The organism is Rubripirellula amarantea, from assembly GCF_007859865.1.
Classification (GTDB): Bacteria; Planctomycetota; Planctomycetia; order Pirellulales; family Pirellulaceae; genus Rubripirellula; species Rubripirellula amarantea.
On the sequence record NZ_SJPI01000001.1, the window covers coordinates 3,034,572 to 3,046,166 of the forward strand.

Below are 11,595 nucleotides of genomic sequence, written 5' to 3' on the forward strand. Positions count from 1 at the left end.
CTCAACATCCATCAGTTGAGTGTCCCATACCTGCTTGCGTAAGCTCGATGGTTTGCTCTACCGCCAGTTGCGGACTCGCGCGCTCTAAATCGATCGATGCGCAAATCCCTGCTCCAATCGCCACGATTGCGTATGAGCTTTCCAAGAGGGCACCGCTCGAAAACGAACTTGAAAGAAAATAACCGGGTACCATTATCGAAATCGCAAACAGTCCGAGCAATTCGGGATGCCCGAGCTCCCTAAATCGGTGACGGTAGGTTCGTAAGCAACGCCACCACGGAATGAGAAAGAAACACAGGTACAATAATAAAGACGGGACACCGGACCCGGCACTGATCTCCAGAAAGAGGTTGTGCGGTGCCTTGTGCGTCTCATTTGCATACTCGGTTTCATATTGAGGGATTACGGTCTTGACGGCATATGGTCCAACGCCAAGTAGAAGATTGTCCTCAGTAATCTTCCACGCAGCCCTCCAGAGCAGGAAGCGGCTGTTTGCAGAGGTGTCGCGTTGTTCTTCCGACTCGAACGTGGACATGAACTCTTTTATCACCGGTGCACCCGCCAGAACTGCGACGAGTATCCCTGAAACGACCGCAATGCAGATCGTTTCTGTGGTTTTGGGCATCAGGAAAATGGCCACAATCGCGATCAACACGATCCCAAGCATTGCACCGCGTGATTCCATTAGCATGATTTGGTGTAACTGCAGCAACACGATACCACCAGCAATGGAGCGTTGCCAAATCTTGCCGGAAAAGATCGCAAGGGAGAGACTGGCGACGATCGCAGGCATCGTGAACACCGAGTAGACATTACTATCTCCCTTGAAACCCCACGGAACGGATACATATCGGCAAAACCCGAGTTGGAAATACTCTTCGTTTATTCGAAACGCGTTGTACGCACTCCCGATGGCGATGGCCCAAAATAATAGGAAACAGCGTCCGGGTGTGTCCGTTATCCGCGCGGTGAGGACCGACAACACCACAATTTTCCATAGGTTGTCCATGTAGACGGACGTCAACTCGGGCGTTACGGACTGCTGTGCCGAAACAAAGGAGAGGAGTAGGAAGCCGACAAGGCACGCGTTTGCTCTCGCGAACCATCCTTGAAAGCGATTGCCGGAGAAACCCGCGATAGCCCAGCCAACGATCAGCGACCCAAAGATGTACTTTTGGAATCCTGAGTCGGCGGGGACGCTCCAGTGCCAATTCCATTCTGGCTGAAGAAAAACAAAGAAATAGAATGCAGCGAGGCCCCATATTGGTCGAAAAAGCGCAGCGATGACTGCGGCACCGAATAGACCATAAACTACGAGTAAGCCGATCATGTTTGGTTTACCCGACGGGCATATGATATTCGTTCGGACCTGACCGAGCAACGAACGTGATCAGCCGAAGATACGGTTTCCGCATCCAAGCAATGTTCTCACGATTGTCCATAAGGCATCTTGACAAATCGCCTGCGGATAGATCGCCAAACTGTCCTAGGGAAACACAACATCGCTTTGAGGCTTTCTTTTGTCCCAAGTTCCTGGCTCGCATATCGTTCTAGGTGAATCGGGTGCACCACGTCCAACATTAAGTTCGATGCGTCCTTGGCATCACCAAGGATCGCGGCGTACTTTTCCGCGTTTGCGTAGAACAGCGTGTTCTGGCGATAGTAGAAAGGTATCTTGCTGTCATTCCATATACGAGGTCGGACTAGATCGATCGGCCGATAGCCATGCTTCATGAAACGTCGCGCCCAATTGCTTTGCCATTGCTCGTTCACGTGGTCGACGCCTCCCTGCAATGGGATTGCCGCACCGAACAGAACGCAGGGTGCAACGCCACATATGTCGGCGACAAACGAATCGGCCCGTTCCGGAGAGAGGTGTTCCGCGACCTCTAGTGAGATTGCTAGGTCGAACGATTCATCCGTCGAGATCCGATCTTCGAGATCTTGTCGAATCAGTTTGATCTCCGGCGAATCTAAGAGATTGTCGGACACCCACAGTCCTTCGAAACCTACTGTCCGTTCGACGCCGTGCTCGCGCCCTGTCGCCAGCCAAGTTCCGGTTCCGCAGCCGAAATCGACGGCGCTCTTGATGGGAATTGTATTCGACAAAATTTCCCAAACAGCCTGGCACGTGTGGAGTGTACGCTCTCGCCGGCCCTCATAAAAATCGCCTTCGTAGTTGGTTACTAGCTTACTTTTCATCATCGTCCTTTGAATTGGATTGATCGGGCGACGCCATCAACCCGTACGATAGATGGGCTTCCAGGTAACGCCGGACTTTGTTTTTGTCACGCGTAAATTCGTGGGGGTTGTCTACTACAACTTCCATGAAAGGCCCTTCGTAGACTCCCAAATCTCCGATGATATCCTCGTCGAGCCAGTTGTGGGGAAGCAGATCAAAAAGCCATTTCGGCAGCATCCGGATCTTGCGTATGTCGTCGTATTTCCCCGAATGCTTTTGATTGCGGATCGATTGTGTTCGCCATTTTTCTCGCAAACGCGCTGCATGACGAACCGTTCCGAAATGGTGCACTTCAAAGTTGTCGCCTGTGCGGCAAGCGTTTGCATCCTCGCCAATCTCATGTACGTTTGATGCGTCGCCCCAGAATTCATACTTTTCAGTATTCGGGTGGATACACCATTTAAACTCTGGCCATCGCAGTTTGCCGGGATCTTTATGAAACACCTCGTAGCTGCCGTAGAAATTCTTGAGATGAATTGCTGCGACAGCATCTTCAGTTGAATCGATGTACTTTCGCAAGCGATCCCACTCCCACTCCGGAAGAAATTCATCTGCATCCAACTTTAGGCACCAATCGCCGCTGCACTCCTTCCGTCCCAACTCGACGAAGTCGAGGTAGGAATCTGTCGCGTTCCAACGCTTTCGCACGATCTTGATTTTCGGATCGATATCCTTGATTCGTTCGAACGTTCCGTCGCTCGAATAGCCTTCCATCACGATGACCTCGTCGGCGAACTGGACATGGTGTTTAAGCATGCACTCTAAGTGATAGTCCAGTCGGATCGCATCTTTAGCGACAGTATGAATTGATATTGTCTTAGTCAACTTACCGGGGCCTCGGTTCGTGGCAGAAATGCTTTGCGTCGCATCGGTTCTGTCAGACTTATACACTCTTCCAACACCTCACGATTTAGGGTGTACGACAATGCAACATAGCTTGCAATTCCTACTAACACTTGTATCGCGAAGATCAACTTGAGGTCGATCGATGGAAGTAGATAGGATGAGTAATGAGCAACAAGCCCCATCAGCATGCTGCATAGAATGCTGGGAGTGACTCGCGTCAGAAACGATGCAATCGAAATGGAAGCGATTCGAAACGCGATCAACAACCCAGGTATCGAGACCAAGGCCGTCGCAATCGAAAATGCAATCGCGACCCCTCGTGGACCAAAATGTGTCCCCGTAAGTAGCGCGATGGTCGTAACGAGAGTTCCGATAGCTTGCCATGCAAACATAACGCCGGTTTTTCCCTTACTTTGAAAGATCATCGCAGATGTTGAACCAACCGCTTCAATCATTGCGGCTGGTGCGAGTAGCAAAAAAATATCTGCGGTCGCCTCCCATTCGGAGCCAAAAAAGGCGTCGATAGCGACTCCGATCACTGCGAGAATCCCCGCGACCACGGGCATCGTCACGAACGCGACCATCGAGACAGTGTCGAGGTAAGCATCATTGAAGCGTTTCTTGTCGTCCTGCAACCGCGAGAACGCAGGAAATGCCACCCGCTTGATTACCTCGCCGCAGCTTTGGACCGGTAGCATCATGAATCCGGCGGCCAACCCATAGATGCCGGCAGCCGACATCCCAATAAACTTACCGATGATCAGGACATCCGCGTTTCTGTTGAGGTAATTCACGAACGTATACAACGTCAGGTAGCCACTGTAGGAGAAAATCTTGCGAATGTCACCAAGCTTCGCCCGGACGCTGCCTATGTAATTCGAGATCCGCATGTAGGCGATCATCACCAACATTGACAGTATTAACCTGGGGAGAATCAAACTCCAAACGCCAAAGTCCAGCAGCGCGAGAACGACCATCGCAACCGATGAGAGCAGCGTCTGCGCGATGTCGATTGCCGCGAGCACGTTAAAACGCATTTGCCGCTGAAGCAGCGAAGACGGTACCACGGCACACGCCGAAAAAACCAGCACGACGCTGACGATTCGAAGAAAGTATTCCAGTTCAGGGGTCGAAAACCAAAACGCGAGCGGCTTTGATGCGAGGTATAGTAGCCCTGAAGAAATGACTCCCACCACCATGTTGAAGACGAAGACCGAGTCGATAATACCCGTTTCCAATTCCTTTCGCTGAATGATTGCCGCGCCGGTTCCTCCGTTGGCGAAGATTTTGCCAAACGCGATAATGGCCCACAGAACACTCGCGATTCCGAAGTCCTGCGGGGTCAACAGCGCAACCAAAACCGCGGAACTGGCCATGCGTGCTACGCGATCCGTGAACATCGCGATTCCCAGCCAAGCGGCGCCAGCAACGGTAGCGTCCTTTAAACTGTTCGGTTGTGCGACTGCGGATGACATCTGGTTTGAAGGATCACCGATTGCGATGCGGAAGAGCAGCCGAAGCCAAGGTACGCAAGATATTCACTTTGCGGGCCTTGGCTTGGTTGCAACGATGTCACGAAGACGATGTCGGAGGACCGGTTCTAGGTAAACCGCCAAAACGAGCGAGACTAGAAGAACCAACACGGTAGTGATGGCAAGGCTCAATGCGTTTCCAAGCTCAGGAAACATCGAGTTCATGAGCATATACCCAACATTTTGATGCAGCAGATACAGCGGATAAGTTGCGGTTCCAAGTGTGGTCCAGAATAAAGGTATCCTTGAGACCCATCGGAACACCACCGGCACAAAGGCACAATAGATTGTCGTGACCAAACCAACAACAATCAATGGGTTCAGGGTCTCACCATAGCGGTCACTCAACACTGCGGCCTTCTGGATGGCGTAGTAGTTTGCCGCCAACATCGAGAGCACGATTCCGCTAATCCGTGTGATGCTTGGACCGTCACGATAACAGAGGAAGAATAGGATTCCCCCAACGAACAGCGGAGCGTATTGGGCTAGTACCATTTGGCTGATGGTGAAGCTGGGAAAAACGATTAACAGACCTGAAAGAACGAGCCAAAGGTAGGCTAGGTATTCAAGCCGATCGATCTGCCTCAGCCAGATGCAGATGCCAACAAAACAATAGAACTGGATCTCAACGTATAACGACCAATAAACACCGTCGATTGAGTTGAAGCCCACGAATTGCGCAAGCAAAGTCAAATTCACGAGATAGGTCAAAATATCGGCATTGTACCGCTCGCCACCTAATAGTTCAGTCACAACAAAGGTGATCGAACAGCAGATCCAAAATGCCGGATATAGGCGAATCGCCCTTGAAATGGCGAACTTTCGGATGCTGCGATCAAACGCTGTGTATGCGATGACAAAACCGCTAATCACAAAGAAAAATTCAACGCCCAGATAGCCATACCTGACAACACCATGCAAAGAGGGGAGCGAAACGTCGCACAAGTTGCCTGCCGCATTCCCGCGAAACGCATAGTGATACATCACTACTGCCAGTGCAGCGACCACCCGAAATACATCAAGCAAGACAACACGATCCCGATTGCATTTCGCCGGGATGTAGTTGGTTGCACTCTCCACTTCGTCGGACAATCTGGGGTTTGTAACCAGAATTGCAGGCAAAGCACGTGATCCACTCAATGTGCTGTTTGTGATCCTATGTTCGCCTGGTCACTCACTTTTCTTTCTGGTGATTCAGGCAGCGAACGTGCAAGCTGGTCAATCCATATGGCATACCCTTTTCGACTTAGGTGAATTCCGTCTCCAGTGTGATATGGGTCTGCAAGTCCGTTGCTTTGATCAACTAACTTTTTACCGACATCAACAAATCCACACTTTTCATTTATGTTGGCCATATTTTTTAGTTCGCGGTTGATGGACTGAATTCTTAAATTATCACCCATCCGATCGCTTGTCTTTTCATCGATGGGCAGAATTGCGCTGATTAAAATCCACGGTACGTGTTCAAGACGCGACAGAATCTCCTGGAAATTGTCAACGATCTCTCGATCGTTTCTCACCTTTAGGTCGTTGACACCAATTGCTAGAACGAGGCAACGTGAGCGACCAAGTGATTCGTAAATCGGCAGTCTTTGAAGCACTCCGCTCGTCGTATCATGCCCAATACCGTAGTTGACTGCATACGGCGTTATAGCCGTCACAGCAAGCCCCTGGGTGATGGAGTCGCCGATAAAAACAACGGCACCTGGTGGCAAGTGCGGATCAATCCGTGAGTGAAACGAAACCATCTGACGATAATGCTCGGATGCGACTGAGGCCCCATCGTCGAAGCGGCATAGGAATGCGGTGAATATGCCACCCGTCAGCGCCGCTGAGATCACTGCGACACGCCACATATTTTTACTAAGTTTGAACTCGGGTTTCGTTTGAACAATTGCCATGCAAACATCAACAAGCCTCGTTAGCCAGCAGTGGTCGAACGAAAGATTCAGATAGCATTGAATGCATACTCGCCCTTTCGTTGCTTGGTGTTTTCAGCAAGATTCGGATGGGGCACTAGGCACGATCCGATCGCGAGGTAGTCGATGTTTCCGAGCAAGAAAGCTCGCACCGCGTCGGCCGGTGAGCAGACGATCGGCTCTTCGTGCATGTTGAAACTGGTGTTGATCAAGACCGGAATGCTTGTGAGTGATTCGTAATGCGCGAGTATCTTGTAAAAACTCTCATTCGATTCAGGAGTGACGAGCTGCGGTCGGGCGGTTCCATCAATGTGGACGGCTGCCGGGCTGTGGCGTTTCATTTCGTCGGTACAGTCAAACGTGATCGTCATATACTCTGACGTTTTTTCGCATCCATCCATCTCGATAAACAAGTCATTCGCCCTTTCGCCCAGGCAAGCCGGGGCAAACGGCATGAATTCTGTGCGGCCGAGTTGATTGTTCAACCATTGATTGACTTCGGGTTCACGGGCGTGATAAAGAATCGACCGGTTGCCCAATGCGCGTGGACCATATTCCATCCGCCCATTGAATCTCGCAACGATGTGGTTTTCCGACAGTACCTCCGCGATTCGTTGCTCGATCTCGTCGTGCTGTTCGTATTCGAGGTTCTCTGCGTCGAGGGCTTCTTGGATTTCGTTCTCGGAATAGTCCGGTCCGTAATAAACGTTTGATACTTCTGCGACACCAGCACCTGCTTTCTCGTTGCCAAGGGCGAGCAGAGCCGCACCTGTCGCGCATCCTCCATCGCCCATGTTGGGATAGACAAACGCCGAATCGATTCCATCGATCTCGAACAGGCGCTGGTTGAGCTTTACGTTCGCGTGAACGCCTCCCGACATGACAAGGCGTTTCAGGCCTGTTTTTGCTTGCCAGTAGCGAAGGCTCTCTACGGCCACTTTCTCAAGGACGTATTGGTACGCCGCTGCGACGTCTCGCTTCGAGAAGTGCATTGCTAGTGCTCGCCCAAACAACACGTTCTGTGCGCCCAGAATCTTGATGTCGCCGTCTTCGACCAAGAACCGGCTGTAAAGTAAGTCGCCCAGCAATTGCGGGTCGCCGTAAGAAGCCAAACCCACGATTTTTCCTTCATGGCGACTAGGCCGGAATCCGAGAGCGCTAGTCACCTGTTCGTAGAATATGCCGAGCGAGTAGGGGAACTTATATCGGTGCAGACATTGGATCCCATTCTTATCGGCGGTGTAGACTGCGCCACAGCAACCCGATCCGTATCCATCAAGAACCACGACCAGCGAGTCAGCGAAGCCAGATGCGTAGAACGAGTTTGCTGCGTGGGTGTCGTGATGTTGAAACCGTTGAAGCTTGTCGCCGATTCCCAGTTCGCCCAACCGCCTGGTCAACAAATCACTCCATTGATGATGGTCATGGATTGCAGTGTCGATCCATTGGTTGAAATAGTGTCGGTGAGCCGCAAGATCCCATCGTCCGCTTCTGGCAGCCCGCTCGTAAACGAAGGACTTGGACCAAGTCTTGGCTGGCATGAACTCCATTGCGAGATCGTCGAGTCCAGGGATTTTCGTTGGCGGAGAAAATGGCGTCTTGTCTCGAACCAATTGCTGGTAGCGTTCGCTAGATTGGCCAAGTCGCTTTGCCGATTGCACTATGCGATCCTGAGCGGCCGCATCACGGATGAGACGTTCTTCTTCGCTACCTTCAAAGAATGGATAGGCGACGACATCAATGTCGCTCAATTGCCAACCGGTTCGCTGCAGCCCAAGTTTCAGTGCTCTTTCCGGAAACCCGTCCTGTAATTTCTTCCGCGAAAGCCTTTCTTCCCCACAGGCGAACAAAACACGTCCGTCTTCCACAAAAGAAACGGTCGAGTCTTTGTCTAACGGACTAATTCCCAGAATGCGCATGATATTCCGATTCCAAATGGTGTGCGACATCAGTGATGGTCGACGGTGAACACTCAGCCCAAGGCTTCAACAGATTGACTGCCTTTTCCAATCGATCGTAAACACGCTTCAGGTCAGACGCGGTTCGGACGTATGGATTGAGTCCAGCAACGAGTGATGAGGAGTGCATGGTAAAATTGATACATTGCAAGCCTGAATTGCGAAGGACGGGCAACAGCAACTCAAGAGAATCTCCAAGCGGATGCTCAAGATTCAACCAAACGCGTTTCACAGCCGTACGCTCCGCAATGCCAATCAATCGCAAGTGTTTCAGGCTGGTTCGTTCACAGACTTGATAGAAACGGCTCCAGAACCACCAAGGTTTCCGAGTGAATGCTAACGTCAGCGGTATTTCCCAAAGCCCCATGGACTGATCGCCCATTGAGCGGCGACGCGGCGTCAAGTCGCGCGTTCGAAAGTCCGGTGCTCCGTGATCATCCCAAGTCGTGAAAGGCAACACCGAGGCGTCTGCAATGCACCCATGTTGAAATAGGAAATCCTGAATCCAATCACTCGTCGAATACCGACCGCCTCGAAAGCTAGTGGCCGAGAGATCGTTTTCCTCAAAGGCGCGTAACACAGTGCTCAGTTTCTCAATAGCGAGCTCTCGAGACAGATTGTGCAGGAAGCTATGTTGCACTTCGACAACGTCCTCTTCAGCAAGAGGCGGCGTATTCCAAGGATGGATGTGAAGTCCTATTTCCACATTTGGGTTCTTGCTCAATGACCGAATCGTTTGGGCGGATTTCGGGTCCTTTAAAACCGCATGATTGACGAAGTAGGTGACGCATACTCCTAGTCGATCACAAGTTTTCTGAAACTCGGTGAGTGCATCGATGTTAGCAACCGATTCGTTATCAGTGCGAAAATCGGAAGCCCAATCCCACTCCTCTTCTGTGTCAACTGTGATCGTATACAGCATTACGATAGGGCAATGACATTCGGCAAGTCCGCCACCGTGTCGGTGCGTGCGACTTCGGCTCGTATAGATAGAATTATGATCATGTTCGTTTTGTCAGCGCGGACTCCGTCCACTTGGGTGACAGAGCACCTTTCAAGCGGTTGATTTTAGTTGGGTTTGAATGGTTGATCAGGGCCGGGGCCGCTGATGCGTTTTAACTGCGTTGGGTCAGCACTTTGGCTGGGTTGCCCGCTGCGATTCTTCGTGGTGGCAGGGGTTTGGTGACGATGCTGCCGGCACCGACGACGGTTTGATCGGCGACGTTGGCAAGCACAATGCTGGCGGCGCCGATCCAACAATCGCGGCCAATATAAATCTGTTCTTGCCGTCCTGGTTGCAGACGGATCGGCGTGTCGAGTCGCTGGATTCCGTGCGTGTGTCGGCCGCTGGGGATCTGGACCGAGGGCCCAATCAATGTGTCTTTGTCAATCACGACAAGTCCAATCATGCATCGAGGTCCGATGTAAACGTTGTCGTGGATCTGTGCGCCGACTTTCGAGAACATCGTGCCGAAGCTGATCGTGGCACTCGGGTCGCAAAGCTTCAACGTGAACCGATAAAAGGCGACTCTTAGGTAGCTGCCGGTGGTTCCGGGCAGCAGCGACAACAGTTGCGAATGAGACTCAAGGGATGCGTCGGGCGACGTGATGCGACTGCCCAATCCAAACGAAATAAGCAGCGGCGACACAAGGATCACGCTGATGCCTCGGCACAAGGATTTAACTACTTGCTTGATCTTTGACCTCGCAGCCGAGGGCAAGTCTTGCTCTCGGGAAGCAAGGGGGTATTCGCGCGATAGACAATCACCAAGGCTTGCTTCGTCTCGATCGAAAAAACCGGGCGTTGCATTGCGAGTGGTCGTGGCATGCAGGTTATTCATTCGGTGCCTACCATGCATGTGGGGCTACTGGACGCGTTGTCGTGTCCAGCGTGGTGGCTGACTTGAAGCGGACGCGTCGTGTTCGATTCCGAAGCCGGCAAGGAGCGGTTGACGCAGTCGAGGTACAAGTCGCGGTACTTGGCGATGATGTCACTGAGTTCAAAATCAGCAATCACGCGCTGTCTTGCTGCGGTGCCCATCTCAATGCACAGAGACTTGTCGCTAAGCAGTTGGGTAAGGCGTGTGGCAAGGGCCGAATCATCGGCTCGTGGAACCAAGAATCCTTCGACTTCGTCACGCACGTGCTCACCGTTTCCTCCGACGTCGGTGACCACGGCCGGGCATTGGCTCGCCATCGCTTCCAGCAAGGTCAACGATGCTGCTTCGCTGACGCTTGTCAAAGTGAAGCAGTCCACCGCTCGCAGGATCGAAGCGACATCGCTTCGGATGCCCCAGAACTCAATCGACGAGGCAAGGTCGCTGGATCCGGCATGCGTTTGGATGGCGGATTCGATGTTTTGGCGTTCCGGCCCGTCGCCCACCAGAAGCAGTTTTGCGTTGGGAACTTGCTGATGCACGCGAGCCCAGGCGCGTATCAACGTCGAATGGTCTTTGACGGGATGGAACCTTGCAACGCAGGCGGCGTACGGACGATACAGGTCCAGCCCAAGTTGACGTCGCAGGTCCATTTGCGCATCGTCGGTGCCTCGCGGCGGTAGTCCACACAGGTCGACGCCATTGCGTAATGTGAACGTTGATGGGAACCCTTCAATGTCCTGCACTGCCCGCGTGCTGAAGTCGCAGCATGCGGTTGCGGCGGTGCAGCAGTGTTGCAGCAGGTAACGATTGGCGAAGCGTCTTTTCTTCGAAACGACGTCAGGGTAGTGACGTCCATGCTCGGTGAAGATCACTTTCACGCCACTGCGGCCGCGGATTTTAGACAGTGCGGAATAAAAGAATGGTGTGTATTGATGAGCGTGCAAGACTTCGATGCGGCGAGATTTGACATCGGATGCCAGTCGCTTGGCAACGCTTAGATCGAGTCCAGGTTTGCGGTCAAGCACCACGACGGGCGTGCCTGCATCGCGAAGTTGCTGGCCGAGTTCGCCTAGCCCATCGAGGCAATAGACGGTTGCATCGATGTTGCCGCTGAGTCGCTCGATGATCTGTTTGACCAATACTTCGGCGCCTGCGACTTGCATCTTGTGCATGACGAAGCCAACGCGAACCGGGGTAGCCACTTTTGAGGTGCGCATG

At 52.2% G+C, this 11,595-nt stretch carries 10 protein-coding genes; all 10 read right to left on the bottom strand.

Annotated elements, in window-relative coordinates; all coding sequences use genetic code 11:
- Position 1 precedes the first annotated feature (1 nt).
- Positions 2–1,330 (bottom strand): O-antigen ligase family protein, encoded by a 1,329-nt coding sequence (locus Pla22_RS11155; protein WP_146514681.1) that lies wholly within the window; start codon positions 1,328–1,330, stop codon positions 2–4.
- Between the two features lie 98 nt (positions 1,331–1,428).
- Positions 1,429–2,202 carry a class I SAM-dependent methyltransferase gene (locus Pla22_RS11160; RefSeq protein ID WP_165440601.1) on the bottom strand — a complete coding sequence of 258 codons (774 nt, stop codon included), beginning with the start codon at positions 2,200–2,202 and terminating at the stop codon, positions 1,429–1,431.
- Positions 2,192–3,067, bottom strand: a complete 876-nt coding sequence (locus Pla22_RS11165) for a glycosyltransferase (RefSeq protein ID WP_146514683.1) — start codon at positions 3,065–3,067, stop codon at positions 2,192–2,194. The genes Pla22_RS11160 and Pla22_RS11165 overlap by 11 nt, the downstream gene beginning before the upstream one ends.
- Positions 3,064–4,563 carry a lipopolysaccharide biosynthesis protein gene (locus Pla22_RS11170; protein ID WP_146514684.1) on the bottom strand — a complete coding sequence of 500 codons (1,500 nt, stop codon included), beginning with the start codon at positions 4,561–4,563 and terminating at the stop codon, positions 3,064–3,066. The genes Pla22_RS11165 and Pla22_RS11170 overlap by 4 nt, the downstream gene beginning before the upstream one ends.
- 63 nt (positions 4,564–4,626) lie before the next feature.
- Positions 4,627–5,712 carry an acyltransferase family protein gene (locus Pla22_RS11175; RefSeq protein ID WP_146514685.1) on the bottom strand — a complete coding sequence of 362 codons (1,086 nt, stop codon included), beginning with the start codon at positions 5,710–5,712 and terminating at the stop codon, positions 4,627–4,629.
- Between the two features lie 44 nt (positions 5,713–5,756).
- On the bottom strand, positions 5,757–6,521 hold the full coding sequence (locus Pla22_RS11180) for a GDSL-type esterase/lipase family protein (protein WP_146514686.1): 765 nt from the start codon (positions 6,519–6,521) through the stop codon (positions 5,757–5,759).
- A 47-nt stretch (positions 6,522–6,568) separates the two neighbouring features.
- The gene (locus Pla22_RS11185) at positions 6,569–8,458 is read right to left on the bottom strand and encodes a carbamoyltransferase family protein (RefSeq protein ID WP_146514687.1); all 1,890 of its coding nucleotides are present in this window, start codon (positions 8,456–8,458) and stop codon (positions 6,569–6,571) included.
- Positions 8,439–9,221: a polysaccharide deacetylase family protein gene (locus tag Pla22_RS11190; RefSeq protein WP_146514688.1), complete on the bottom strand. Its 783-nt coding sequence runs from the start codon at positions 9,219–9,221 to the stop codon at positions 8,439–8,441. The genes Pla22_RS11185 and Pla22_RS11190 overlap by 20 nt, the downstream gene beginning before the upstream one ends.
- Before the next feature lie 391 nt (positions 9,222–9,612).
- Positions 9,613–10,338, bottom strand: coding sequence for an acyltransferase (locus Pla22_RS11195; RefSeq protein WP_165440602.1), 726 nt, complete (start codon positions 10,336–10,338; stop codon positions 9,613–9,615).
- On the bottom strand, positions 10,335–11,594 hold the full coding sequence (locus Pla22_RS11200) for a glycosyltransferase (protein WP_146514690.1): 1,260 nt from the start codon (positions 11,592–11,594) through the stop codon (positions 10,335–10,337). The genes Pla22_RS11195 and Pla22_RS11200 overlap by 4 nt, the downstream gene beginning before the upstream one ends.
- Position 11,595 lies beyond the last annotated feature (1 nt).